This is a genomic window from Bordetella tumbae (assembly GCF_054780995.1).
The window spans coordinates 38397-64742 of the sequence record NZ_BAAGVG010000025.1 but is presented as its reverse complement, the minus strand read 5'-3'; the positions used below and the strand labels follow the sequence as shown (position 1 = coordinate 64742).

Annotated in this window: 27 protein-coding genes; 19 read left to right on the top strand and 8 right to left on the bottom strand. The window is 59.9% G+C overall.

The window, feature by feature from the left end; genetic code table 11:
* The 3 genes from ACYVI2_RS27005 (at window position 1) to ACYVI2_RS26995 (ending at window position 4006) form a co-directional block, all read left to right on the top strand.
* Entirely contained in the window at window positions 1-1194 is a 1194-nt protein-coding gene (locus ACYVI2_RS27005) for an HlyD family secretion protein (protein WP_415821013.1), read from the top strand.
* A complete protein-coding gene (locus ACYVI2_RS27000) occupies window positions 1191-2780 on the top strand; it encodes a DHA2 family efflux MFS transporter permease subunit (protein ID WP_415821012.1) in 1590 nt (529 codons plus the stop codon). The genes ACYVI2_RS27005 and ACYVI2_RS27000 overlap by 4 nt, the downstream gene beginning before the upstream one ends.
* A 152-nt stretch (window positions 2781-2932) precedes the next feature.
* The gene (locus ACYVI2_RS26995) at window positions 2933-4006 is read left to right on the top strand and encodes a tartrate dehydrogenase (RefSeq protein WP_415821011.1); all 1074 of its coding nucleotides are present in this window, start codon (window positions 2933-2935) and stop codon (window positions 4004-4006) included.
* Between the two features lie 228 nt (window positions 4007-4234).
* Here the strand turns inward: ACYVI2_RS26995 and ACYVI2_RS26990 are convergent, their stop codons facing one another.
* Window positions 4235-5167: a 2-hydroxyacid dehydrogenase gene (locus tag ACYVI2_RS26990; RefSeq protein ID WP_415821010.1), complete on the bottom strand. Its 933-nt coding sequence runs from the start codon at window positions 5165-5167 to the stop codon at window positions 4235-4237.
* Window positions 5168-5355: 188 nt separating this feature from the next.
* Window positions 5356-6885, bottom strand: a complete 1530-nt coding sequence (locus tag ACYVI2_RS26985) for a helicase HerA-like C-terminal domain-containing protein (RefSeq protein ID WP_415821009.1) — start codon at window positions 6883-6885, stop codon at window positions 5356-5358.
* 207 nt (window positions 6886-7092) lie between these two features.
* Between ACYVI2_RS26985 and ACYVI2_RS26980 the strand changes: the two genes are divergently transcribed.
* The 7 genes from ACYVI2_RS26980 to ACYVI2_RS26950 all read left to right on the top strand — a co-directional run bounded on the left by ACYVI2_RS26980 (window position 7093) and on the right by ACYVI2_RS26950 (window position 12743).
* Entirely contained in the window at window positions 7093-7824 is a 732-nt protein-coding gene (locus ACYVI2_RS26980) for a YebC/PmpR family DNA-binding transcriptional regulator (protein ID WP_415821008.1), read from the top strand.
* A 140-nt stretch (window positions 7825-7964) separates the two neighbouring features.
* Entirely contained in the window at window positions 7965-9266 is a 1302-nt protein-coding gene (gene purD / locus ACYVI2_RS26975; RefSeq protein WP_415821007.1) for a phosphoribosylamine--glycine ligase, read from the top strand.
* Window positions 9267-9399: 133 nt separating this feature from the next.
* Window positions 9400-10311: an oxygen-dependent coproporphyrinogen oxidase gene (gene hemF, locus ACYVI2_RS26970; protein WP_415821006.1), complete on the top strand. Its 912-nt coding sequence runs from the start codon at window positions 9400-9402 to the stop codon at window positions 10309-10311.
* A 20-nt stretch (window positions 10312-10331) separates the two neighbouring features.
* Complete coding sequence (gene nadD / locus ACYVI2_RS26965; protein ID WP_415821005.1) at window positions 10332-10961, top strand: nicotinate (nicotinamide) nucleotide adenylyltransferase; 630 nt, start codon at window positions 10332-10334, stop codon at window positions 10959-10961.
* An 86-nt stretch (window positions 10962-11047) separates the two neighbouring features.
* On the top strand, window positions 11048-11449 hold the full coding sequence (rsfS, locus tag ACYVI2_RS26960; RefSeq protein ID WP_415821004.1) for a ribosome silencing factor: 402 nt from the start codon (window positions 11048-11050) through the stop codon (window positions 11447-11449).
* A 150-nt stretch (window positions 11450-11599) separates the two neighbouring features.
* Window positions 11600-12070: a 23S rRNA (pseudouridine(1915)-N(3))-methyltransferase RlmH gene (rlmH, locus tag ACYVI2_RS26955; protein ID WP_094822058.1), complete on the top strand. Its 471-nt coding sequence runs from the start codon at window positions 11600-11602 to the stop codon at window positions 12068-12070.
* Window positions 12071-12113: 43 nt separating this feature from the next.
* On the top strand, window positions 12114-12743 hold the full coding sequence (locus ACYVI2_RS26950; protein WP_415821002.1) for a Maf family protein: 630 nt from the start codon (window positions 12114-12116) through the stop codon (window positions 12741-12743).
* A gap of 85 nt (window positions 12744-12828) precedes the next feature.
* On the opposite strand, the gene ACYVI2_RS26945 is transcribed toward ACYVI2_RS26950, so the two are convergent.
* Both ACYVI2_RS26945 and ACYVI2_RS26940 read right to left on the bottom strand, forming a co-directional pair.
* Window positions 12829-13818, bottom strand: coding sequence for a Bug family tripartite tricarboxylate transporter substrate binding protein (locus ACYVI2_RS26945; protein WP_415821000.1), 990 nt, complete (start codon window positions 13816-13818; stop codon window positions 12829-12831).
* Window positions 13819-14054: 236 nt separating this feature from the next.
* Window positions 14055-14708: a DsbA family oxidoreductase gene (locus ACYVI2_RS26940; protein ID WP_415820999.1), complete on the bottom strand. Its 654-nt coding sequence runs from the start codon at window positions 14706-14708 to the stop codon at window positions 14055-14057.
* Between the two features lie 196 nt (window positions 14709-14904).
* On the opposite strand from ACYVI2_RS26940, the gene ACYVI2_RS26935 reads away from it, so the two are divergent.
* The 8 genes from ACYVI2_RS26935 to ACYVI2_RS26900 all read left to right on the top strand — a co-directional run bounded on the left by ACYVI2_RS26935 (window position 14905) and on the right by ACYVI2_RS26900 (window position 21799).
* Window positions 14905-15822: a LysR family transcriptional regulator gene (locus ACYVI2_RS26935; protein WP_415820997.1), complete on the top strand. Its 918-nt coding sequence runs from the start codon at window positions 14905-14907 to the stop codon at window positions 15820-15822.
* A gap of 114 nt (window positions 15823-15936) precedes the next feature.
* Window positions 15937-17280: a 3-isopropylmalate dehydratase large subunit gene (locus tag ACYVI2_RS26930; RefSeq protein ID WP_460490379.1), complete on the top strand. Its 1344-nt coding sequence runs from the start codon at window positions 15937-15939 to the stop codon at window positions 17278-17280.
* A 1-nt stretch (window position 17281) separates the two neighbouring features.
* Window positions 17282-17800: a 3-isopropylmalate dehydratase small subunit gene (locus tag ACYVI2_RS26925; RefSeq protein ID WP_415820994.1), complete on the top strand. Its 519-nt coding sequence runs from the start codon at window positions 17282-17284 to the stop codon at window positions 17798-17800.
* Window positions 17801-17852: 52 nt separating this feature from the next.
* Complete coding sequence (locus tag ACYVI2_RS26920; protein ID WP_415820993.1) at window positions 17853-18857, top strand: Bug family tripartite tricarboxylate transporter substrate binding protein; 1005 nt, start codon at window positions 17853-17855, stop codon at window positions 18855-18857.
* A 2-nt stretch (window positions 18858-18859) separates the two neighbouring features.
* On the top strand, window positions 18860-19852 hold the full coding sequence (locus tag ACYVI2_RS26915) for a phosphoglycerate dehydrogenase (RefSeq protein WP_415820992.1): 993 nt from the start codon (window positions 18860-18862) through the stop codon (window positions 19850-19852).
* A 44-nt stretch (window positions 19853-19896) separates the two neighbouring features.
* A complete protein-coding gene (locus ACYVI2_RS26910) occupies window positions 19897-20766 on the top strand; it encodes a fumarate hydratase (protein ID WP_415820991.1) in 870 nt (289 codons plus the stop codon).
* Window positions 20763-21404 carry a fumarate hydratase C-terminal domain-containing protein gene (locus ACYVI2_RS26905; RefSeq protein ID WP_415820990.1) on the top strand — a complete coding sequence of 214 codons (642 nt, stop codon included), beginning with the start codon at window positions 20763-20765 and terminating at the stop codon, window positions 21402-21404. Before ACYVI2_RS26910 ends, ACYVI2_RS26905 begins: the two co-directional genes overlap by 4 nt.
* 68 nt (window positions 21405-21472) lie before the next feature.
* Complete coding sequence (locus ACYVI2_RS26900) at window positions 21473-21799, top strand: putative signal transducing protein (protein ID WP_415820989.1); 327 nt, start codon at window positions 21473-21475, stop codon at window positions 21797-21799.
* A 46-nt stretch (window positions 21800-21845) separates the two neighbouring features.
* On the opposite strand, the gene ACYVI2_RS26895 is transcribed toward ACYVI2_RS26900, so the two are convergent.
* The 4 genes from ACYVI2_RS26895 to ACYVI2_RS26880 all read right to left on the bottom strand — a co-directional run bounded on the left by ACYVI2_RS26895 (window position 21846) and on the right by ACYVI2_RS26880 (window position 25404).
* A complete protein-coding gene (locus ACYVI2_RS26895; RefSeq protein ID WP_415820988.1) occupies window positions 21846-22373 on the bottom strand; it encodes a dihydroxyacetone kinase subunit L in 528 nt (175 codons plus the stop codon).
* A gap of 92 nt (window positions 22374-22465) precedes the next feature.
* The gene (locus ACYVI2_RS26890) at window positions 22466-23464 is read right to left on the bottom strand and encodes a dihydroxyacetone kinase subunit DhaK (RefSeq protein ID WP_415820987.1); all 999 of its coding nucleotides are present in this window, start codon (window positions 23462-23464) and stop codon (window positions 22466-22468) included.
* Between the two features lie 35 nt (window positions 23465-23499).
* Complete coding sequence (locus ACYVI2_RS26885; RefSeq protein ID WP_415820986.1) at window positions 23500-24480, bottom strand: Bug family tripartite tricarboxylate transporter substrate binding protein; 981 nt, start codon at window positions 24478-24480, stop codon at window positions 23500-23502.
* Window positions 24481-24513: 33 nt separating this feature from the next.
* Complete coding sequence (locus tag ACYVI2_RS26880) at window positions 24514-25404, bottom strand: dihydrodipicolinate synthase family protein (protein WP_415820985.1); 891 nt, start codon at window positions 25402-25404, stop codon at window positions 24514-24516.
* 149 nt (window positions 25405-25553) lie between these two features.
* Here ACYVI2_RS26880 and ACYVI2_RS26875 point away from each other — a divergent pair, with 149 nt between their 5' ends.
* Window positions 25554-26285 (top strand): GntR family transcriptional regulator, encoded by a 732-nt coding sequence (locus tag ACYVI2_RS26875; protein WP_415820984.1) that lies wholly within the window; start codon window positions 25554-25556, stop codon window positions 26283-26285.
* Window positions 26286-26346: the final 61 nt, after the last annotated feature.

The following is a 26346-nucleotide window of genomic DNA, read 5'->3' as shown; positions in this document are numbered from 1 at the left end:
ATGACCGCAACTCCTGTAACTCATCCTGCCCGCAAACGCCTGCTCTTGATTGCCGCTGGCGTGTTCATCGTGCTGGCCGTTTTGTATGCCATCTGGTGGGTCTTGTTTGGCTCTCATGTAGAAAGCACCGACGATGCCTACGTGCACGGCAACCTGGTGCAAATCACCCCACAGGTTCCCGGCACCGTGATCGCCATCGAAGCGGGCGACACCGAGCATGTATCGGCCGGCCAAGCCGTGATCCGGCTGGACCCGGCCGATGCCGAAATCGCTCTGCAACAGGCCCAAGCCCAGCTGGCCCAGACCGTGCGCCAAGTCCGCACCCTGTACGTGCAAAACGACTCCCTGGCCGCGGATGTCAACGTTCAACGCGCCAACATCGACCGCGCACAAGCTGACCTGAAACGCGCGCAAAGCGATCTGCAGCGGCGCCAGACGCTGGCCAAATCCGGCGGCGTCAGCGGCGAAGAACTGCTGCACGCACAAACCGAGCTGAAATCCGCACAATCCGGCCTGGCACAAGCTCAGGCCACACTGGCCGCCGCTCAGGCCCGGCTGGCCACCAATCAGGCGCTGACCAACGGCACGACCGTCACCGATCATCCCGACGTCCGGCAAGCCGCTGCCAAACTGCGTGATGCATGGCTCGCCCACACCCGCACGGTCCTGCCCGCCCCCGTCGACGGCCTGATCGCCCGCCGCAGCGTCCAGGTCGGCCAACGCGTCGCCCCCGGCAATACCCTGATGAACGTCGTCCCGCTCGATCAAGTCTGGGTCGAGGCCAACTTCAAAGAAGGTCAATTACGCCGCATGCATCCGGGCCAAAGCGCCACGCTGGTTTCCGACCTGTACGGTGACGACGTCGTCTATCACGGCACCATCGTCGGTCTGGACGCCGGCACGGGCAGCGCGTTCTCGCTGCTGCCCGCACAGAACGCCACGGGCAACTGGATCAAAGTCGTGCAACGCGTACCGGTGCGTATCGAACTCGATCCCGAGGAACTCAAAGCCCACCCTCTGCGCGTCGGACTATCGATGGACGTAGAGGTGGACATCAGCCAGAAAGAGACCTCATCCGGCACACAAGCCAAGCCGCGCCACGAACCCGCCTGGTCGACCCATGTGTTCACCGATACCCAGGCTGGCGCAGATGCGTTGATCGACAAAATCATCAAGGCCAATCTACAACCATGAGCGCTCCCCGTTCCTCTGGACAGCCCAGCGCGCCGCCGCCTTTGGAGGGGGCCACCCGCATCATTGGCTCCATCGCGCTGTCGACTGCGGTGTTCATGAACGTGCTGGACACCTCGATCGCCAACGTCTCGATCCCGACGATTTCCGGGGATCTGGGGGTCAGTTCCAGCCAGGGCACGTGGGTCATTACCTCGTTCGCAGTCGCCAATGCCATCACGGTGCCACTCACAGGTTGGTTGACGCAGCGGTTCGGCCAAGTCCGCCTATTCATCATTTCCACCTTGCTGTTCGTGCTATCGTCATGGCTGTGCGGGTTCTCGCCATCACTGGAGGCGTTGATCGCCTTTCGCGTACTGCAAGGCGCGGTCGCCGGCCCCATGATCCCGCTGTCGCAAGCGCTGATGCTGTCCAGTTTCCCGAAATCCAAAGCCGGCATGGCGTTGGCCATCTGGTCTATGACCACCCTCGTCGCCCCTGTCGCGGGGCCGCTGTTGGGCGGCTGGATCTCGGATAACTACACCTGGCCGTGGATTTTCTACATCAACGTTCCCGTGGGGTTGCTGGCCGCATGGATCAGTTGGCGGATATACCGCGACCGCGAATCCCCCACGAGAAAACTCCCCATCGACAAGCTCGGCCTGGTGTTGCTGGTGATCTGGGTGGGATCCCTGCAAATCATGCTGGACAAGGGCAAAGAGCTCGATTGGTTTGCCAGTCAGACCATCCAGTTGCTTGCCTTGGTGGCGGTTGTCGCATTCGTCTTCTTTTTGATCTGGGAGCTCACCGACGCGCACCCCATTGTCGATTTACGCTTGTTCAAAGAACGCAACTTCACCGTCGGAGCGGTGACGCTGGCGGTGGCCTATGGCGTGTTCTTTGGCAATGTCGTGCTGTTGCCGCTCTGGCTGCAAAGCAATATGGGCTACACCGCGACCTACGCGGGCCTGGTGACTGCTCCCGTCGGCATTCTGGCGATTTTACTGACGCCATTCGTGGGCAAAATGCTGGCGACCCGGGATGCTCGGCTCATCGTCACCGTTGCGTTCATCGTATTCGCGCTCGTGTGCTTCATGCGCTCGAACTTCAACACCGATGTCGACATACGCACCTTGATGATTCCGACTGTCATCCAGGGCGCCGCGATGGCTGCGTTCTTTGTGCCATTGACCTCGATTACCTTGTCGGGTCTGGAGCCATGGCGCATTCCTGCCGCATCGGGGCTATCGAATTTCGCCCGGCTGACAGCCGGCGCATTCGGCACGTCGATTGCCACGACGCTATGGGAAAATCGCGCCACGCAACACCACGCCCGTTTGACCGAAATCGCCAGCCCCGGGCATCAGCCCTTTGACCAGGCCCTCGATACATTGCAAAACGGTGTTGGGATGTCCCACCAGGCCGCCCTCGCCCGGCTGGACGGCCTGATCAACACGCAGGCCTTTACCATGTCCGCAATAGATGTGTTCTATGCCTCGGGGGTGATCTTTATCCTGCTGACGGGGTTGGTATGGTTTGCACACGGCCGGAAGAAAACCGCAGCAGGCGGCGACGGCGGGGCTGCCGAAGCGGCAGCAGGCGCTCACTGAGCCCCAAACGACACACGAACGCGCTGACAGCGATAAACTGCCATCTTTGTGTGCGTAAAACGCGGAACACAACGGCGGGACCAGAAGCCTCTGGTCCCCTGTAGACGCCCGCTCGCACACCTCATCAGTCGAACAACATCTGGAGAACAGTGGTGGCAGGAACCAAGCACAAAATCGCAGTCATCGCCGGCGACGGCATCGGCAAAGAAGTCGTTCCCGAGGGATTGCGTGTCCTGGACGCGGTGGCAACGCGCTTTGGCATTGATTTTCAGTGGGATCATTTCGACTGGAGCTGCGACTACTACGCCAAGCACGGCAAAATGATGCCTGACGACTGGGCGACCCAGATCGGCAGCCACGAAGCGATTTTCTTTGGCGCCATCGGCTGGCCCGCAACCGTGCCCGATCACGAGGCGCTGTGGGGCTCGTTGTTCCAGTTCCGCCGCCATTTCGACCAATACATCAACCTGCGCCCCGTGCGCCTGATGCCTGGCGTGCCCTCGCCCCTGGCCAATCGCAAGCCCGGCGATATTGATTTCTTTATCGTCCGCGAAAACACCGAAGGCGAATACTCCAATAGCGGCGGCCGCCTGTTTGCCGGCACCGAGCGCGAAGTCGTCATCCAGGAAAGCGTCTTTACCCGCATCGGCGCCGATCGCGTCTTGAAATTCGCCTTTGACCTGGCGCAAAAACGCGGCAAACACCTGACCGCGGCCACCAAATCCAACGGCATCTCGATTTCCATGCCCTGGTGGGACGAGCGCGTCGCCGACATCGCTACCCAGTACCCTGACGTGCGTTGGGACAAATATCACATCGACATCCTGTGCGCGCACTTCGTGCAGCATCCGGACTGGTTCGACGTGGTCGTCGCATCGAATCTGTTTGGCGATATCCTGTCTGACCTGGGCCCGGCTTGCACCGGCACCATCGGCATCGCACCGTCGGCGAACCTGAACCCGGAACGCAAATTTCCGTCCCTGTTCGAGCCCGTGCACGGTTCGGCCCCCGACATCTACGGCAAAGGCATCGCCAACCCGATCGGCCAGATCTGGAGCGGCGCGCTGATGCTGGATTTCCTGGGCTACCCGGACGCGTCCAAGGCTGTCGTCAGCGCCATTGAGACCGTACTCGCCGAAGGCCCGCGCACCCGCGACATGCAGGGCACGGCCTCGACCGAAGAAGTCGGCAAAGCCATCGCCGAGATCATCGCGGCTGGTAAATAAACCGCATCAGGCCGGATATCCGGCCATGCGTACGCCTCGGGCACGTGGATAAAACATCTCGCAGAAATTGGAATGACGTTCAATTTTTGAAAGACATCTCATCCACGTGCCCGAGGTGTTTCATCGCCCTCGTCCCTGCTTCCAATCGACACCGCCCAATCGCGATCACGAAGGGATCACGAAGGGCACAACCGTACGAATAGAGCGCACGCCGTCACGGTTCTACAGTCAATAGCCACGCTCTCGCGCGATCACACCCGTCAACGGCTGGCCGTTGAAGAAACGCTCGATCTTGTCGACCACCTGCGCAAGCGTCTCATGCTGCAAGGTGATGGCAGAAACATGCGGCGTCACGGTGACTGCAGGATGCGTCCAGAACGGATGACCGGCAGGCAAAGGCTCTTGGCGAAACACATCCAGCGTCGCTCCCTGCACGTGCCCCGTATTCAGCAGTGCAATCAAATCCTCTTCCACGAGGTGATCGCCTCGCCCCATATTGACGATATGCGCCTGCGGCAACAATTGCTGTAGCGTCTCGCGCCGCAAGATATCGCGCGTATCGGGCGTCAGCGGCAAGGTATTGATCAACACCCGCGTACGCGCCAGAAAGGCCGGCAATTGCTCCGTTCCCGCAAAACTTTCTACTCCGGCAGGCACTTTGCCGCTGCGCGACCATCCTGCCACGGGATAGTCCAACGCTGCCAGCGTCTGCGCGACCTTGGTGCCCATGACACCGGTGCCCAGCACGCCAATCGGCCATGCTTCACGTCGCAACTCGGGCAATGGCTGCCACACGCCCCCACGTTGCTGGGCGACATAATCATCGAATTGCCGGCTCGCCCGGGTCACCGCCCAGACGGCATACTCGGCCATCTGCACGGCCATGCCGGCGTCTTCCAGGCGAACGATAGGCAGATCGGCGGGCAACGACGGCAGCTTCAGCAGCCCATCAACGCCCGCGCCCAGATTGAACGCCACCCGCAGTTTGCGCTCACGCTCGAAAAACTCGGCCGGCGGCGACCACACCACCGCGACATCGGCGTCCTGTGGCGGCAAATCAGCGTGCCACAGCGCCACCTCGGCATCCGGCATTGCCGCCGCTAGTGGTTCGACCCATTTTTCCTGTGCGGCACTATTTGTCGAAACAACCAGAATTTTCATTGCAAGGCCCTCGTGTCAGCATCAACCCTCTATGCTGCCATAGTCTTGCAATACGACCCGGCTGAGCGTGAATCCTCTCGCAGACGAATCCTGGCCGCGCAGAGCGGGGATCCCCGCGCAGGCAAGCCTTGGCCGCGAGTACAAATCACGCGGCGCCACGCGTCAGCGCAGCGCGCAGCACCCGGCAATCAGCGCCGCTTCGATCCCAGCAACGACCCCAGCACCCCACGCACCAACTGCCGGGCCATCGAACGTGCCGTGCTCTTGACGACAGACTGCACCACGCCGTCGCGCTTGCCGCCACGCGGGCCGGTAGAACCAAACAGCAGATCGTTCAAGCCGTCCATCACGCCGCCGGACTCGCTCTGATCAGCCGACCCTTTCTGAGCGCCAGCAGCCTTGCCCGCGGCAGATCCTGCCGTAGCATCTGCCACATCGGTGCTGGCCCGGGCCGTCAAGACCTCGTATGCCGACTCGCGATCAACCGCCTTCGCATACTTGGCCGACATGGTGGGATCCTGACGCAGTGCCTGGCGCTCCGCATCCGTAGCCGGGCCGATACGGCTGCCCGGCGGCATGATCCACGCGCGCTGCGTGGGTTCGGGACGGCCCTTGGCATCGAGCAGCGACACCAGCGCCTCACCCACGCCCAATTCGGTAATGGCCGCCTCGATATCCAGCCCCGGATTCGGACGCATCGTCTCTGCGGCAGTTTTTACGGCCTTCTGATCGCGCGGTGTAAACGCCCGCAGCGCGTGCTGCACACGATTGCCCAACTGCCCCAATACCGTATCCGGAATATCCAAGGGATTCTGCGTCACAAAATACACGCCGACCCCTTTGGACCGCACCAACCGCACAACCTGTTCGATCTTGTCCAGCAGGGCCTTGGGCGCATCGTTAAACAGCAGATGCGCCTCATCAAAGAAAAACACCAGCTTCGGTTGTTCAACATCACCGACCTCGGGCAGTTTTTCGTACAGGTCCGCCAGCATCCACAACAGGAATACGCTATACAGACGCGGAGCCTGCATCAATTTGTCGGCCGCCAGGATGTTGATAATGCCGCGTCCCTGCGCGTCGGTGCGCATCAGATCGGCGACCTCCAGCATCGGTTCGCCAAAGAACTGCTCGGCGCCTTGCGATTCCAGTGTCAGCAGACTGCGCTGAATCGCGCCCACCGATGCCGAGGACACATTGCCGTATTTGGTCTTCAACTCCGCGGCCCGATCGGCCACGTTTTGCAGCATGGCGCGCAAATCCTTCAGGTCCAGCAGCAACTGCCCTTCGTCGTCGGCCACGCGGAACACCAGGGTCAACACCCCTTCTTGGGTGTCGTTCAACTCGAGCATGCGCGATAACAGCAAGGGCCCCATGTCAGAGATCGTGGCGCGCACAGGCAACCCCTGCTCGCCGAACACATCCCATAGCACAGCCGGGTTCGCCCCCCAGACCGGCTCAGGCAACCCGTTGTTTTTCAAGCGTTCCTGCAGTTTGGGTGACGGCGTCCCTGCCTGGGAAACGCCCGTCAAATCGCCCTTGATGTCGGCCAGGAACACCGGTGTACCCATACGGGAAAATGCCTCGGCCAGCACCTGCAAGGTGACCGTCTTGCCCGTTCCCGTCGCCCCCGTAATACAGCCGTGGCGATTCGCCAACGCCGGCAACAACGCCAATTGAGTCTCGTTATTTTTTGCAATGACAATGGGATCAGGCATCAGTACTCTCCGACAGGCAAAATCGTGTCGCAAGTGTAGAACGTAAGCCGCGCTTTGTGCGGGCTTCGGGGACGGGAAAACGGCAGGAATTGTCAATGCCGGGCTATGCAATTGCCCGGCATGGGTAAAGAAGGCACATCCGGCCACTCGTCTGTCCGTCAACCACGGTAAAATGCTGGTTTTGCCGACATTTTCATCTGGGACACCATGGCCGGACACAGTAAATGGGCCAATATTCAGCACCGCAAAGGCCGCCAAGACGCCAAACGCGGAAAGCTCTGGACCAAAATCATTCGTGAAATCACCGTCGCGGCGCGTGCCGGCGGCCCGGATCCCGACAGCAATCCGCGTCTGCGGATGGCCTGGGACAAGGCCACCGACGCCAATATGCCCAAGGACAACATCCAACGCGCCATCCAACGCGGCGCAGGCGGCGCCGACGGCGCCAACTACGAAGAAGTCCGCTACGAGGGCTACGGCATTGGCGGCGCTGCCGTCATCGTCGATTGCATGACCGACAACCGCACCCGTACCGTTGCCGAGGTCCGTCACGCCTTCTCCAAAAATGGCGGCAACCTGGGCCAAGAAGGCTCCGTTGCCTTCATGTTCAAACATTGCGGTCAGTTCGTGTTCGCACCGGGCACGCCCGAGGACGCCGTCATGGAAGCCGCCCTCGAAGCCGGCGCCGAAGACGTGACCACCGATGACGAAGGCGTCATCGAAGTCATCTGCGCCCCGACAGACTACGCTGCCGTGCGCCAGGCATTCGAATCGGCCGGCCTGAAGGCCGAGGTCGACGGCATCATCATGAAGCCGCAAAACGAGACCGAGCTCACCGGTGACGACGCCGTCAAGATGCAAAAACTGCTCGACGTGCTGGAGGGCCTGGACGACGTGCAAGAAGTCTATACCACCGTTGTATTTGACGAAGCCCAGTAGTAACCGCCATGCCCCCAGGGACATACGTCCCCGGGTGGGTCTGCAGTAAAAAACCGACCGGCAAAACGGGGTGACCCGTCAGCCTTTTGTGCCAAGCCTGTGGCGGCAACGCCCTGGCCTCTTTAAGAAGTCATCGAAAAATGAAACTCCTGGTAATCGGCTCTGGCGGCCGCGAACACGCCCTGGCTTGGCGCCTGGCCCGCTCGCCCCGTGTCCACAAGGTCTATGTCGCGCCTGGCAATGGCGGCACCGAGCAGGGCGACCTGCTGCAAAACGTGCCGCTCACCAGCCCTGAGGATCTGGCTGATTTCGTTGAGCGTGAAGGGGTTTCTCTGACGGTCGTAGGCCCCGAGGCGCCTCTGGCAGCCGGCGTCGTCGACGTTTTTCGTGAACGCAAACTGAAAATCTTTGGCCCGACCAAGGCCGCGGCACAGCTGGAAAGCTCCAAAGACTACGCCAAGGCCTTCATGGTGCGCCATGGGATTCCCACGGCCCGCTACGAAACCTTCACTGATCCCGCCCGCGCCCACGCCTACATCGACCAGGAAGGCGCCCCCATCGTCATCAAGGCAGACGGCCTGGCCGCCGGCAAGGGCGTCGTCGTGGCCGCCGATCTGGCCGAGGCCCACGCCGCCATTGACGCCATGCTCGGCGACGGCAGCATGGGCCAAGCCGGTGCCCGCGTCGTCATCGAAGAATGCCTGGTCGGCGAAGAAGCCAGCTTCATCGTCATGTGCGACGGCCGCAACGTCCTGGCACTGGCCACCAGCCAAGACCACAAGCGCCTCAAAGACGGCGACGCCGGCCCCAATACAGGCGGCATGGGCGCCTACTCGCCTGCCCCCATCGTCACGCCGGAACTGCATCATCGCATCATGCGCGAAATCATTCTGCCCACCGTTCAGGGCATGGCGCGTGATGGCATCCCCTATACGGGTTTCCTGTACGCCGGCCTGATGATCGCCCCGGGCGACGATCCGGATCGGTCCATCAAGACGCTGGAATTCAATTGCCGCATGGGCGACCCCGAAACCCAGCCCATCATGATGCGCGTCAAAAGCGATCTGCTCGATGCGCTGGAACATGCCGTCGAGGGCACGCTCGACCAGGCCGACATCACCTGGGATCGCCGTACCGCCCTGGGCGTCGTTCTGGCCGCACACAACTACCCCGGCACACCGCGCAACGGCGACACCATTGCGCCGCTGCCTGCCGAGACCGAAGACTGCACCGTTTTCCACGCGGGCACCCGCCTGGAAAACGGTCAATTGAAAACCTCCGGCGGCCGCGTGCTTTGCGTCACCGCCTTGGGCGACTCCGTCCGCATGGCGCGTGAGCGTGCCTATGCTGCCGTCGACGGCGTGCAATTCGATGGCCGCCAATACCGGACCGACATCGGATGGCGCGCACTGAAACCGTCCCAACAAAAGGCCAAACCTTAATCAAACGCAAAGCAATGGTGGCCTCTCAGGCTTAAGCTATCCAGGTCACGCGGCGTCAGCTTCTCCGCCGCCGCGTCCCACACTGCTGACGATCTTCGTCAGCAGTCAGCCTGAATCCCCATCTGGACACTGCATGAGCAATATCCCCGTTTCCGACGTACGAGACTACCTGACCGGCCTGCAAGCGCGTATCGTGCAAGCTCTCGAGCAAGCCGGCGGCGAGGATTTTCGCACCGACGCCTGGCAGCGTGCCGAGGGTGGCGGTGGTGTGTCTCGCTTGATCGAAGGCGGTCAATTGCTCGAACGCGGCGGCGTATTGTTCAGCCATGTCCAGGGTACCCAGTTGCCGCCCTCCGCCAGTGCCCACCGTCCGGAGCTGGCCGGCCGTCCCTGGCAAGCCATGGGCGTGTCGATGGTCTTGCACCCTCGCAATCCCTATGTGCCCACCGTACACATGAACGTGCGCATGTTCATGGCCGCGGCTCGCCCGGGCCAAGACGAAGACGACGTATTCTGGTTCGGCGGCGGCATGGACCTGACGCCCTACTACGCCTTCGAAGAAGACGCACAGCATTTCCATCAGGTCTGCCACGATGCGTTGGCTCCCCATGGCGACACGTACTATCCCCGCTACAAGCGCTGGTGTGACGAGTACTTTTTCCTGAAACATCGCCAGGAAACCCGTGGCATTGGCGGCGTGTTCTTCGACGACCTCAACGAACCCGGCTTTGACGCCTCGTTTGCGTTGCTGCGCTCGGTCGGTGACGCATTTTTGCCCGCCTACCTGCCCATCGTCGAACGCCGCCGCCATATCCCCTACGAGCAGGCTCAACGCGATTTTCAGGCCTATCGGCGTGGACGCTATGTCGAGTTCAATCTCGTATATGACCGCGGCACCCTATTCGGCCTGCAATCCGGCGGCCGCACCGAGTCGATTTTGCTTTCGATGCCGCCCGTGGCACAGTGGCGCTATGACTGGCACCCCGAGCCCGGCACACCGGAATCCGAGCTCGCCGCCTTCCTGAAACCCCGAGACTGGGTGTAATCCCAGCGCCGCTGTCCACAATGCCTGTCCACTCAGAAAACGAACCCCGTATTGGCCTGCTGGGCGGCAGTTTCGACCCCATTCACCTCGCACACCTGGCGCTGGCTCGCGCTGCCCTGCGTGAATTGCATCTCGCGCAGGTGCAATTCATCCCCGCTGCCAACCCATGGCAACGCGCGCCCTTGAACGCCGCGCCCGAACATCGCCTGCGCATGATCGAGCTGGCGATCGACGGCGAGCCCGGCATGGCCGTCAATCCCATCGAAATCGAACGCGGCGGCGCTACCTATACCGTCGACACTCTACGCGCCTTGCCGTCTGGCGCCCGTTACGTCTGGATCCTGGGCGCCGATCAGCTGACCAATTTCTGCACGTGGAATGAATGGCGAGAAATATCGGCCCGAGTAGACCTGGCTGTCGCTACACGCCCCGGCACGCCGTTGATTCCCCCCGAGGAATTGACGCATTGGCTAGCCAGTCAGAACCGTCAGGATGGTTCCACACACCGCGAATTGACCACGCTGCCCTTTACCCCCATGGCGATCTCCGCCTCTGACATCCGTGCCAGGCTGGCTCGCGGCGACACGACCGAGGGCCTGCTGCCCCCGCCAGTCGCCCGTTACATCGCAGCGCACGGCCTTTACCGCTAATTCCAATAGTCCGACACCGGCAGCCGGACTCGCGCTGCCCTCAAACAGCTCCACCAGGTTTCCCCTCGCGGGTTATATTTACACCCATGGATATTCAAAAATTACAACGCGCCGTCATTGACGCCCTCGAAGACGTCAAAGCCCAAGACATCAAAGTCTTTAACACGACGCATCTCACCAGCCTGTTCGACCGCGTGGTCATTGCCAGCGGGACATCCAACCGGCAAACCCGCGCCCTGGCGTCCAGCGTGGCCAATTGCGGCCGTGCCCTGGACCTGACCGGCATCACCGTCGAAGGCGAAGACACCGGCGAGTGGGTCGTCGTCGACTTGGGCGACATCGTCATCCACGTCATGCAGCCTGCCATCCGCCAGTACTACAACCTGGAAGAAATCTGGGGCGACAAGCCCGTTCGCGTCAAGCTACTGCCCGGGTCAGGTGCCCCCGTACACGCTGCTGACCGCGATACTGGCGAAGACGAGGCCTGAAACCCTCGCTAGCCTGCGCGTTACGGCTCGCCCGGCCGCAGCCTGATGCCCGGCCCAAGCCTGCCGTAGCCGTATACTGAATCTGCCGCAGCCCGAACTCACGCGCCTCACGTTGCGTCGTGTGAGTTCTCTCCAGCCAGAGGCCATCACGTGAAACTCATCGTCATCGCCGTCGGCAACCGCATGCCCGCCTGGGTCGAAACTGCCTGGGACGATTACGCAAAACGCTTGCCTGCCGACTGCGCGCTCGAACTCCGCGAAATCAAACCCGAGCCACGCACGACGGGTAAAACGCCCGCCCAAATGATGGCGGCAGAAGCCCGCCGTATCGAGGCTGCCATTCCCCCCGGCGCCTTGAAACTCGCCCTGGACGAACGCGGGCGCGACCTGACCACGATGGCCCTGTCGCAACGCCTCGAACAATGGCGCGGCGATGGCCGGGACGTGGTGTTCCTGGTAGGAGGCCCGGATGGCCTGGACGCCTCGCTCAAGGCCGCCAGCGACGGGCAGATTCGTCTCTCGTCGCTGACCCTGCCACACCCCATGGTGCGTGTCGTGCTGGCCGAACAGCTTTATCGTGCCTGGGCGATCATGACGAATCACCCGTATCATCGGGCCTGAATCTGTCCACCTCTCGCGTGTACACAGATCATCCAGCTCACTCATGGCAAACCCAAGCCCTGCTCTCAGCACCATGACCTCACAGATCTATCTCGCCTCGGCTAGCCCGCGCCGCCGTGAACTGTTGACCCAGATCGGATTAGCTCACACCGTATTACAGGTCCCTGCGCCTCCGGGTGAAGACGAGCCGCAGCATGCTGGTGAAACCGCGGCAGACTACGTCCAACGCACTGCCCGCGAAAAAGCCGAGCGCGGACAACAATGGATGACGTCCCAGTCACTGCCAACGCTGCCGATCCTGGCGGCCGACACCACTGTCATCCTGCAAGGCGAGGTGTTGGGCAAACCTACCAACCTCGCTCACGCCACCGACATGCTAAGCCGCCTGTCCGGCACCAGCCATCACGTTCACACCGCTGTCGTCCTGTGGCACGACGGCCAACTGCACGAAGACGTATCGATCTCCGAAGTCCGCATGCGCACGCTTAGCGCAGACGATATCGCCCGCTACTGCGACAGCGGCGAGCCCTTTGGCAAAGCGGGCGCATACGGCATTCAAGGTCTCGCAGGCACATTCATCGCCCATTTATCCGGCAGCTATACCGGTGTCATGGGCTTGCCCGTGTTCGAAACGGCGAACCTGCTGCGCCGCGTGGGCATAGCGCTACCGTAGCCTCATCAGAGCCGTCCCCATCAAAAATGGCCAGCCTGCAAAATTCACAGGCTGGCCATTTTTTGTGCAGATAAACGCAACGTAATTACTTTTCCGCTTTCGCCCCGGAAATCTGCACCAGCTCCGCTGCCTCGACCATCCCCTTTTGCACCATGTCCCAATACGCGTCGATCGACATGGGTTCAGCCGGTACCGAGCCGAGATCCACGAACTTTTTACGCAGCTCCGGATCTTGCAGCGCTTTGGTCAACGCGTCATTCAGCTTGATCAAAACCGGACGCGGCGTCCCGGCAGGTGCCACGAGCCCATACCAGGAATCCATGTAAAACCCTTTGACCCCCGCCTCGTCAAACGTCGGCACATCGGGCAACGCGGCAATTCGCGATTTCGCCGTGATCGCCAGCGGACGCACCTTGCCCGAAGCAATCGGCGCCATCGCACCCGTGGTGATGATCATATCGATACGGCCCGCCATCACATCCGTCAACGCAGGCGCCGTGCCTTTAAACGGTACATGCAAAATATCGATCCCGGTACGTGTCTTGAAACTCGCTCCCGCCAGATGCTGCGACGAGCCCACACCGCCGGAGCCGTATGTCAATTTCCCCGGATTCTCTTTCGCATACGCCACATAATCCTGGACCGTTTTAAACGGCGAATCCAGCGGCACCAACATCGTCGAAGGCGAGGTATTGATCAACCCCACTGGCGCAAAATCCTTGATCGAGTCATATCCGATATTGTCGTACAGCGCAGAATTCAAGCCGTGCGATGCCACAGTCGCCAACATAATGGTGTAGCCATCAGGCGTAGCGCGCGCAGCAGCCACCGAGCCGATATTGCCGCCCGCCCCGCCCTTATTGTCCACGACAATGGATTGACCCAGATGCTTGCCCATTTCGGCGGCCACCATGCGCCCGACGCCGTCCGCCGGTCCGCCAGCCGCCCAGCCAATAATCATCGTGACGGGTCTGCTCGGATAGCTGTCCACCGATTCTGCCTGCGCAGACAAAGCGGACAGCCCGAGAGAGAGTGCTAGCGCAACTTGTTTATAACGACGCAATATTGTGGTCATAGTAAAACGCCTGATCAGAGAAAATCGAAATAGGAACACAAAGGATCGCTACGATAGCGCAATCCTTCAGCGATATACGGTTGCTACGAGGAATCGACAACGTCGGCGGCACGGCACGTGCATGCCACGACATCACATTGACGCCGGCGAACGGCCGAGGCGTAGCGATACCTGCCGGTCTGATTACGACATCGTCAGCTCAAGGTATCGCGCCGTTGAATACGACGCGCTAGCTATCACGCCTCCGAGGCAACTTGACGCAACGCCTGCTCAAACGCCTCGGGCGGCTGCCCGCCAGACACTAGATACTTATCATTAATGATCACTGACGGCACAGAGGTAATCCCCAACTCGCGCCATTTCGCCTGCTCTGCGCGGACCTCATCCGTATAGCGTCCGGACGCCACGACATCACGCGCAGCGTCCGCGTCCAGTCCCACGTCTTGCGCGGCTTGCACCAACACCTCGGTCTCGCTGGTGTCGTAATTATCAAAGTGATAGACCTTCAGCAATTGCCGTTTGAGTGCGACTTGCTGCGGTTGCCCCAGCGTACCTGCCCAATACAGCAATCGATGTGCGCCGAACGTATTGTAGGAACGGCTTTCTTCCGTCTGATGCATCGGCATCCCCACCGCCGCCGCGCGTTCTGCAATCACCTTGCGGTTCTCTTGCAAACGCGCCTGGTCAAAGCCGTACTTCTTCATCAAACGTTCGCCCGTATTCTGCCCACCCTTGGGCATATCCGGATTCAGCTCGAACGGCTGCATATGAATGTCGAACTGCGCCTCGGAGCCAATGCGATCGATAGCCGTCAGCAAACCACCCAAGCCTACCGCACACCACGGGCAAGCGACATCGGATACGAAATCGATTTTGATTTTTTTGGACATGAATGGCTCCGGACAATGCGCTGATAGCGTAAATCTATGCATCAAATACAAAGAAATACGAGCTGGCGGCTAAAACATCAATCTAACACGTGCTTGACCAGTATATAGGGACCCTGCCGAGATTCCACGTACAGCAAAAAGTTGTTAACGTTGAACGTACTGAGAATTGAGATGCCTCACGTGGACTACAAAGAATATGCATATCGACTTCCTCGGCATTCAAGCGTTCTTGGCAATTGTCGAAACCGGCAGCTTTCAACTGGCCGCAACAGAACTCAACCTGTCCCAAACAGCCGTCAGCCACCGTATGCGGAAGCTGGAAGAAACACTCGGCGTCAAGTTGATTGCCCGTACTACACGCGACGTCACGCTCACCGAAGCTGGCCGCGCTTTGCTTCCCACCGCGCGCAGTGCGGTGAAGGAGCTTGGCATGTCTTGCGACGCCATCCGTAAACACGGCCAAAATGCACCCGATTGGCTGGCGTTTGCTTGCCTCCCTAGCCTGAGCCACGGACTGGTAAGTCCTTTACTCCTAGCGGCCAAAGACCGTTGGCCGGACGCACTCGTCAGAGTCTTCGATACCTCTGTCCGAGAGATGGTAGAGCTACTCGAGTCACGCGTCGTGTCATTTGGAGTGTCGGTACTGCAACAGGGCTATGGTGATTTACAAGTCGAATCGATAGGCGACGAGCATTTCGTACTCGCATGTCCGCCGCAGCACCGGTTTGCCCAACAACCGAATGTCGATTGCTCCACCCTCGAAAACGAGTCCATGATCCGGATCAGCCTGACTTCGGGTAACAGCGCAACCATCGACAGCGCACTCGGCCACCTGCGCGAGCGCTTGCGTTGGCGTTATGAAGCGCTTCATAACGCCATGGCCCTGGATATGGTGCGCGCGGGTCTGGGACTAGCTATTGTGCCGCGCCTCTTCGTCCCGCCCAACTCTGGCGTAGCCGTTGTGCCTATCAAGGCGCCAATCATCAAGCGAACGCTGTGCCTGCTGTCCCGCGGGGACGATACGCCGAGCGCACAGGAGCAATGGCTGCGCGATCAAGCGATGACCCTGTTGAAGATGCATCTGACAACGAAAGAAGATGATTCGTATGCATGAATAGCGCAGAACTATTCATTTGATCTTACTGAAGGGCATATCTAGACTTTCTCCCGAACAAATCCGCATATGCGGGACCGGCTGCCAGCCGCAGCCGATAAAGGAGACAGCCTCATGCCCCCCAACGTCGGCGAGCCGACTGTCGCGCCCAGTACGCACCGCGGCCAAACCATCGCACAGAAAATTATCGCGCGCCATGCCGGGCGCGAGCATGTCGAGGTGGGTGAGTATCTCAGTTGCGTTCCAGACCATGTCGTAACGCAGGAGCTTTACTGGCCCACACATAAAGAGAATCTCGAAAAAATCGGTGCCAAAGGGCTTGCTCGGCCCGACAAGGCCATTATCGTCATCGATCACACCGCTGCAGCCGCCGTAGGCTCTCGGCATGCCGCAACCCACAAGCTGCTCAAGGAACTCACCGAGAGATTCGGCATCGAGAATTTCTTTGGGCCCAATACCGGTCTGCGTCACTTGGTACTCGTGGAACGAGGATTTGCCAGACCTGGCTCGCTGGTCTTCTCTGACGAAGGGAATATCGCCAGCATTGGTGCTGTCGGCGCATTGAACATACCTACATCCGCCGATATTCTCGTTCCTTTGCTAAAGGATGAGAACTGGCTTCGCGTTCCGAAGACCGTTCGCATCAATCTTTTCGGCCAGTTGGCATTCGGGGTTTCCGCCCGCGATGTTGTTCAATCCATCATCCGAGATTATGGAAGCGGCGAATTCCTTCAATGCTGCGTCGAATATGGCGGCCCCGGCGTACATGACCTCACGCTTGACGACCGACAAACGATTCTGGCCTCGACCTTTCACACGATGTCGGACACCGCGATCATGGAAGTGGACGACGTGGCGCTTGCTTATGTCGACGAGCGCGCGAACGGCCGCCCCTATGAGACCATCTTCAGCGACCCCGATGCGCAGTACGAACGGGTCATCGACATCGACCTGTCCTGCATCGAGCCATTAGTCACAGTGCCGCCCGAACTCACCGGGGCACAGCCGGTGTCGCTGCTTGCAGGTACCCCTATCCATCAGGCAACCATTGGATCGTGCGCCGGCAATCGGCTGCAAGACATGCGCGACGCGGCCGCCATCTTGAGCGGCCGCACCATTGCCCGAAAGGTCACCCTGTACATCTCGCCGGGCAGTCAGAACGTATACGCACAAGCTGCCCGCGAAGGGTTGCTAGCAATTTTCGCCACCGCGGGCGCAACCGTACTCTCTCCCGGCTGTAATACCTGTTGGGGTTATCTCGGCGTACTGAACGAGAACGAGAACTCCATATCCACCCATCAATTCAATTACCAAGGCAGAAATGGCGCAGAAACCGCTCGCATTTTTCTGGCCTCACCTCTGACCGTGGCCGCCTCCGCTGTCTGCGGAGAAATCGTGGACCCACGTATTTTGCTGGGAGAAGCACGATCCCCTAACGCATTGATGGAAGCGGACTGATATGGAAGACCCCCAGCTGAAAGGACGAGTCTGGAAATTCGGTGATCAGGTCTCCGGCGATGACGGGATCATCGACTTTTCCGCAGTGCGTGATGGCTTCGGCAAGCCTTTCGATGCGCCTCTGCTCCGGTCCATGTGTTTTCGCAGACTCAACCCGCGGTTTCCATCGGAAGTGCGAGAGGGTGACATCGTGGTGGCCGGCAAGAATTTTGCCCACCATAACCATATCGAAGTCAGTGCAGCCATCAAACTCTCCGGTATTTCAGTGGTTCTCGTGGAATCCTGCGAATCTGGATTTGTCAGGCGCGCCTTATCACAAGGCTTGCCGATCTTGACTGTCCCCGGCATCACGGCCCACGTCAGCAACGGAGACACCATTGGGGTCGATCCCGCCAATGGCCTGATCACCCTCGCCGACGGTAGAACACTGTCCGCGCAACCATTTTCTGAGCGAATGCTGGCCATCTGGCGGGCCGGCGGCCTGGTTCGAGCCCTTCAAAACGAGTTTCAACAACGCTAACGGCTCTCACCTGCGATTGCATGGACATACCAATAATATCCACGGAGACAATATGCAAATCAAATACTCGGCATTTTTGCCAGCGAGCGTCCGGCGTGCCGCTGCCACATTGCTATGTGGCGCGATGGCGGTCTCGCCATTATTGGCACGCGCAGAATACCCTGACAAGATGATCCGCCTCGTGCACCCGTATGCAGCGGGCGGCGCGGGCGACCTGCTGACCCGCGAACTTGCCGACGGCCTCAAGACAGCTTTCAACGGCGCCGCCGTCATTACCGACAACAAACCAGGCGGCGGCACCATCGTGGGCGCCGTCGCGGTGGCCCATTCGGCGCCGGACGGCTACACCGTATTGATGATCGGCCCGGCCACGCATGTGATCATGCCTCTCATCAATCCCAAGATCCCCTACAACGCGAAGAAGGATTTCGAACTGGTGGGCATGTGGAGTGTCATCGGCAGCATGGTTTCCGTGAATGCCGAAACCCCCGTACATTCGCTGAAGGAACTGGTCGACTATTCCCAAAAGAATCCTGGCAGCTTGAACTATTCGAGCGCAGGCGCGGGAACCGGCCCACACCTGGCTGGCGAGATGTTCAAGGATCTCACCGGGGCTCGCATCACCCATATTCCGTACAAAGGGGCGTCGCCGGCCGTGATGGCACTGGCGGGTAACGAAGTCCAGGTGTCGTTCGTCAACATCCCGCCGCAGGTACCCTTCGTGAAGAACGGAAAGATCCGGCCCCTGGCGGTATCCACGCCCCAGCGCTCGCCCTTGTTACCTGACGTTCCCACCACTGCCGAGGCAGGAATGCCGGGGTTCATTTCCGAATCCTGGTACGGCGTAGCTGTCCCCGCCGGCACGCCCGCGGACATCCGTGCCAAGCTGCTAAGCGGTATGCAGGCAGCCGCTGCCGATCCGGCCCGCAGGGAGCGCCTGGCGGCGGCCGGCGTCGAATTGCGGGTGACCGATGCAGCAGAGTTGGCCCAGTACATTGACTCGGAAGAGCAGCGTCTCAAACCCGTACTCAAGCGTCTCGACATCAAGATGGAGTGACCGTGAAAAAACCAATCCGCAACGGCATTTCCGGGCGAGTACTCGTCACAGCCAAGAGCGTGGCCCAGTCCCAGAAAGCCATCGCATTAATGCAGGAAGCGGGCCATGAAGTCATCGTCCGAAACACGCCGGCCCCAATCGATGGGGCCTGGCTGGTAGAACAGGTACGGGACATCGACGCTCTGGTGTTCGCCATGGAGCCCATGGACGCAGCCGTAATCGGAGCAGCCAACCGGCTCAAGCTGATCGCCCGGCCGGGTGTCGGCTACGACAACGTGGATCTGGAGGCGGCGACCCGCAACGGCGTGATCGTCTGCATCGCGGCCGGGACCAACGACCAGAGTGTCGCCGATTTCACCCTTGCCCTGATACTGGAAGCGATGCGCGGCATTTCCCGCGCGTCGACCAGCGTGCGAGCACATGGATGGGAGCGGTTCACAGGAACCGAGGCCTGGCGCAAGAAGATCTGCGTCGTGGGTCTGGGTCGCATCGGCCGAGGTGTGGTCAAACGTGCTCGCGGCTTCGACATGGAGGTGCTTGCTGTCTGTCCGCGGCCGGACCTGGATTTCGGCCGGGAACAAGGTGTGCGTTTCTGCTCACTCGATGAAGCGTTGGCGGAAGCAGACATCGTGACGCTGCATTTGCCCCTCGATCACTCGACGCGGCACATGATCAACGCACGCACGCTGGCACAGATGAAACGAGGTGCTTACCTGATCAACACCTCGCGCGGTGGTTTACTGGACGAAGAGGCCGTTGTGCAAGCCATCCGCAGTGGCCATTTGGCAGGCGTAGCCGTCGATGTCCTGCAGCAACAGGGGGTGGGCAGTCCTAGTTGCCTGATCGATGTCGAAGGCATCACCGTCACGCCGCACATGGCCACCTTTACGCACGAATCCATTGAGAGGGTGGCAATGTCCGTGGCTGAGAGCGTCATCACCGCATTAGCCGGCAGAATGCCGCGCCACGTCATCAATCCCACCGCGTGGGATTGATCGGTGCACGATCACTACCCTACTTTTTCGGCCGAGGCCGCATAATGTCCATCCAACCCGAAACCATCCGCCGTGTCACAGCGAAGCTCTACGACCGCTCGCTACGCGGAATTCCGTCCGACACCCGTTCTGCCCTCCTCGCACTGGAAACCACTGATCGCAGCGAAACCGCCAGGCACACGCTGCGCATCATGGTGGAAAGCGCAGACGCCGCAGCACGCGACAATCACTTCATTTGCTCGGATGCCGGTGTGCCGGTGTTCTTTGTGCGAGTCGGCACCCAGGCGCGCTTCGCGGGCGATGTCCGCCAGGCCATCACCGACGGGTTTGCGGACTTGGTGGGCAACATTCAGCCGCCCCTGCTGCCCCACGTCACCCACCCGCTCACGCTAGAGCGAGGCCATGCTGGCAAGGGCATGCCGCTCACCACCTTTGACCTAGTCGATGGCAGCGACTGTGTGGACATCACCTGCAGCCCCAAGGCACTGGGTTCGGGACGGTGGGAAGCGTTGGAAATCTTCAGTTTTCCCGATCTGGCGACTATCGAGCGATACGTCATCGACACCGTCTGCAAGGCGGGCTCGCAGCCCTGCCCGCCAGTGGTGATCGGTGTAGGCGTAGGCGGCTCTTTCGACTACGCCGCCAAGATGGCAAAGGAGGCCACTTTGCGCCCTATCGGAGAACGCCATGCCGAACCACTGGTGGCCGACATGGAGCGTCGATTGGCTGCAGCCATCAACAAGACCGGTTTCGGCCCCATGGGGACGGGCGGCGATAGTACCGCGCTATCGGTCAACGTGAACTACTGTGCCGGCCATGGTTTTACCCCGGTGGCCGTGGCTTTCAACTGCTGGATCAACCGGCGCACCCGCGCGCGGATCTACAACGACAATCGAGTGGAGATCGTAGAATGAGCATCCGCACGCATCGTATGAATTTCCCGCTGTCGGCCGAGGACGCACGCTCGCTTCGTGCCGGTGACCAATTGATCTTGGATGGCGAAATAGTCGTAACGGCCGGCCTGCCCACGCACCAGCGCCTGCTAAAAGCGCTCGACGGGGCCGAACCGCTACCTCTGCAACTGCACGACGGCTGCCTGTTTCACATCGGCAGCTACAGTCAGGAGGCAGCCGATGGCAGCTTCCAGGTGCTCTATATCAATCCCACCACGAGCACCCGTTTCAATCCCTACATGCCTGCGCTGATCCGCCAGCTGGGTTTGCATGCCGTGGGCGGCAAGGGCGGGCTGGATGCGGCGTCGGTCGAGGCAATGAAAGAGACCGGCTGCGTTTATCTCTCCTTTCTGGGGGGAGGTTGCACCCTGCTGTCGCAATCGCTGCGCGGCGTGCTGGAAATCGGCTGGCCCGATATGCTGACCCACTACCGCGTAGTGCGGCTAAAGGTCGAAGGGCTAGGGCCAGTCACCGTAGCCATTGATGCGCATGGAAACAGTTGCTATGCCGATGCACAAGCGCAGGCCAGCGCCGCCATGGATACCATCCTGTCGGAGCTGGACGCCGGCCGCGCTGAATTCTGCAGGAACGGCCCATAAACAGACACGCAAGATTTTGCGTCTACTTGCCGTATGATTAACGCGTCTGCCCTCCTCCGGACGCGCCCATGATTCGACTAATGCGAGCACCCGATTTAATGCTGGCTCAACATTGGGTCAACCTGCTAACTCAGGCCGGCATCACCTGCCACCTCACGAACCGCTACATGCAAGGCGGCGCAGGGGAAATCCCGGTAGATCAATGCGGCCCGGACATCTGGCTGGAAAACGAACACGACAAAGCCGTGGCCATGCAAATTATTGAGGGTCCAGTAAAGAACGAGCTATTCGGCGCCAGATTCAACTGGCACTGCGGCGACTGCGGAGAATGGCTGGAGCCGCAATTCACCACCTGCTGGCAATGCGGCGCGGCACGTCCTCAAGGTATTGAATAGTCTGGCTCTCACCAAAACTGGGCCGAGCCTTGAAATAGTTTTGGTTTTAACCAAGCGCATCGCTCTGCACGGAAAGCCCTTCCACCATCCTCAACAGCGCCACCATTCCCGGATCATCCATCCCGATAGTTCGATCCGCAAACATGCGAGCGCGCCCTATCCGATTCGGCCTGTCACGGAATTCATCGAGCGCCCTCTGCACGGCATCACGGGCCACAGGTAAGAGACAGTCTTCGTCAGCCGCTGCTTGCAAGGCCACACAAATCGCCTGCAGCCCATCCAAAACCGTTTTATCTCCCAGGCTGGCGCCTCCTCTGGCAGACAAGGCCTCAATCACAACAGTGAGCAGATCCGCAATGTCTGATCGACTCAAACTCGTTTTGCCGGCGCTTTTTTTCGCAGCAGTCATGAATGCCACCGTCAACAGCGTACCGAAACTCGAGCCCGACGCTCTAGCGCTAGCCTGTGCCAACTTTTTAAAAGCCCCGTCCAAATCATCAGGCAGGCTCAACAGTTCTTGCTCAATCAGAACGGCACATTTGTCGAGCGTCGCCCCCAGATCCGCATCGCCCAACCTGCCATCCAATTCATTCAATTCTGGGGCCGCTGCGCGCATCGCGACACACCAACGACCCGTGGCAGCTTTCAATTCAGACTGAGACAACATCAATGCACCCTCCAGAACGGACAATCCGCCGGCGCCGTCAATAACTGCTCCAGCTCATCATCCAATTTCATCAAGGTCAACGACGCACCTGTCATCTCCATGGAAGTCGCATATCTGCCGACCAACGGCTGCACGATTTCAACTCCCTTGCTCCGCATCACGGCAGCCACTCGTCGGAACAGGATATACAGATCTTCCGCTGGCGTCGCCCCCAGGCTGTTAACGATGACCCCGACGCGACTCCCCTGACACAACGCCAACTCAGGCATCAAATGGCTGAGCATCTCATCGGCCAATTCATCAGCGGTTTTCAGCGGCCCACGCCAGAGTCCCGGCTCTCCGTGAATCCCCATGCCGAACTCCATCTCTCCGTCCTGAATCGTGAACGAGGGCTTGCCCGATTCTGGCACCACGCACGGCGTAATCGCTACACCGATAGAACGGCAAGCCTCATTCGCCTTGTTCGCGAGGCGTGTAACCTCTTCGAGCGACGCCCCCGCAGCAGCCTTCGCGCCAGCCACCTTGTAGACCAACACCAACCCCGCCACGCCTCGGCGCTTTTCCTGTTGATCGATCGGCGCGCTCGCCACATCATCCGTCACACGCACAGATGCCGTAGCAATACCCTCCAGCTCAAGCATCTCTGCCGCCATATCAAAGTTCATACGGTCGCCACCGTAATTGCCGTATAGCTGCAAAACACCCGCGCCCCCATCAGCAGCGCGCGCTGCCTCCATGCAATCCGCCATCCGAGGGCCTGCAAAGACATTGCCTACCGCACAACTGTCCAGCAAGCCCTCGCCAACATAGCCCAGAAACACAGGCAGATGGCCCGATCCGCCGCCAGTCACAATACCTACTTTTCCGGCAACCGCTCCTCGGTTGCGCGCAATCACGCGGCCATCGTCACCCATTCGTTTGAGTTCAGGATGGGCGACGCAAAGCCCCTCCAGCATTTCATCGACATAGTGTTGGGGATTGTTGAGAATTTTTTTCACGGGATTGATTCACTCGCTATTTACGCCGCATCGCCTCAGTCGACTTTCAGTCGACCGTCTTTTGCTGCCTGTGTTGCAACCGCATACTCGGCGTTCAACACCTGCGTAAACTCTGCCGGCGTACTGGAATAAGCCACACTGCCGAGCTCAGTCGCGCTCTTGACCGCCTGCGGATCCTTGACCGCCTGCGCGATCAGATTCGCCAGTTGATCCCGCAGCTCCTTGGGCATGCCACTCGGCCCCAATATGCCCACGTAGGTAGTGCCGTCGATATTGCCAAATCCCAGTTCAGCGATCGTCGGCACGTCTGGAATAATGGGATCCCGCTCAGGCCCCAACACGGCCAATGCCTTCAATGCACCGCTCTTGATATGCGGCAGGCAGCTGGGCACCTGATCGAACATCGCATCGATCTGCCCGCCGAGCAGACTGATCAATGCAGGGTTGGCCCCCTTGTAGCTGAGCACCGTGAACTGCGCCTTGAGCAGGCTTTCTGTCTGGATCAACGCCAAATGATTCGGCGTTCCAGGCCCCGAGTGGGCCGCGTTGACCCGCCCCGGTTCTGCGCGGGCATACTCGGCAAAATCCTTCAGTGTTTTGAAACGCTCGTCATTCCCACGGGCCAGCAACACCATCGAGCTCTTGTTCACCAGGCCCAGCGGGGTAAAGCTGTCGCGGCTATAGCTGGTCTTGACCATCTGCGGCACCGTGACGATGACACCGGCCCCGCACAGCAGCAAGGTATAGCCATCCGGATCAGACCGCGCCACCTGTGACGCCCCGATCGATCCGCCAGCGCCGCTTTTATTGTCCACCACCACGGACTGGCCCAGCACTTTTGCCAATGCGGTGGCAATGGTCCGGCCCACAATATCCGTATTGCCCCCGGGCGCGAACGGCACGACCAGCGTCACGGGCCGGCTCGGATAAGACTGCGCCCAGGCAGGCCTGCCGATCGCGGCGCCCACACATAAACCCGCCCCGAGCTTGATCATGCTGCGGCGTTGAATATTCATCTGTCGTCTCCTCTCTTATTGATCGCGTATGGTTTAACGGTCAAAGCGCAACACTGCCGCCATCGCCGCTTCGATTCGTTGGCGTTGTTCAGGCGAGGTTGCCGGCATCGGTGCACGCGGCAGCCCTGCTTCGCAGCCCTGGAGCGCAATCGACGTCTTGATATTCGCGGGCAAGTTATCTCCCACCAGCGCATTCCAGAATGCCAGCATGGCGGCGTGCATCTCGACGGCCTTCACATGATCGCCGGCCTGAACGGTGTTCCATAAATTGACGCATACGCCAGGCAACGCAGCCGGCGTCGCGGCGATCGTGCCGTGCGCACCGAGCGCGAACGACGAATAAAGCAACGCGTCCACAGCGGAATACACCTTGCATCCCTCGGGCACGCCCAACAGCAGATCGGCCATCAGCTTCAGATCGCCCTGGCTTTGCTTGATGCCTTGAACGCCGGGTAATTCGGACATCAGGCGAATCATCTGAGCAGGATTCAGATAATTCCAAGGCACGACGTTATAAATAATGACCGGGGTATCCACGGCCTGTGTCAAGGCCTTGAAATGATTATGCGTGGCCTGCTCATCCGGCTTGAACAGATAATGCACCGGGGTCACCTGCAGTGCAGCGACAGACAGATGCTCGATGGCCTTAGCGCGATTGATGGCATCCCGGGTGCTATTGGAAATAATCCCCGCCACGATAGGCACCTGTCCCGCGACCTCGGCTGCCGTGATTTCCATCACGCGCTTGAACTCGTCGATCGTCAGCGTGTGGCCTTCGCCAGTGCTTCCACCCGGGCAGACACCGTGTACTTGCTTGTCGAGATTAAACCGAATGACCTTGCGCAACGCAGCCTCGTCAATGCTGCCATCTGCCGTAAAGGGGGTAACGAGCGGCGGAATAACGCCGGTGAGATCCAATCCCATACACACTCCGTTTGCAAAAACAATCAATAGGGGTACTATCCCTTTCGCTGAGCTCGAACTATACACCAACTAACATGTTAGTTATATGTTAGTGATAACCCGTAGATCAGGCACAATCAAATTTATGTCCGGCTTGCTGTATTCGACCTATGAACACAACCTCTGTTAAACCCCGCTCGGCAAAGTCGTCCAGCGGCACTGCTGCCACGGCATCGCTCAGCCAGCGCGCCCTCGCCTACCAAGGATTTCGCCAGCAGATCATCGACGCCCGCATCCTGCCAGGCCAGTTCGTCTCTCAGCGCGAGCTGATGGAAATGCTGGAAATGCCGCTTGCGGCGGTCAGGGAACTCATCCCGCGTCTAGAGGCGGCAGGGCTGATCAAAACCGTGCCACAGAGAGGCCTGCAGATCGCTACCGTGGATATGAAGCTGATCCGCAATGCCTGGCAAGTCCGCACGATGATCGAACGCGAGGCGGTGATCAATTTCTGTAGAGTCGTGAATCAGAGCTCGATCAATGAGCTCATCGAAAGCCACGAGGCGATCCTCAAACGCGCGCTGGCATCCACACCTGACGACGCACTGGAGCGCGATGCCCAATCCGTCGACTGGGGGCTGCACGACCAGATGGTCGATGCCATCGGCAACGAAATTCTCTCGGAGATCTATCGGGTCAATAGCCTTCACGTGCGATTGATTCGCTACGATGCCCAGTCGATGCGGCCTGTGCAGGTCGTGCCCGCCATGGAAGAACATCTGGGGTTCTTGAGGGCCTTGGCTGCCGGCGATCACGAACGAGCGCTTGCGAACATGATGCAGCACATCGAGCAATCGAAACACCGTGTGCTGGAGGGCATGTTCGGACTCGAACGCGAGGCATGATAAACAGATATCGCGATGCCCTGCGGTGAGGAAAACACAACGCCCTGATCGCTCAATCGCG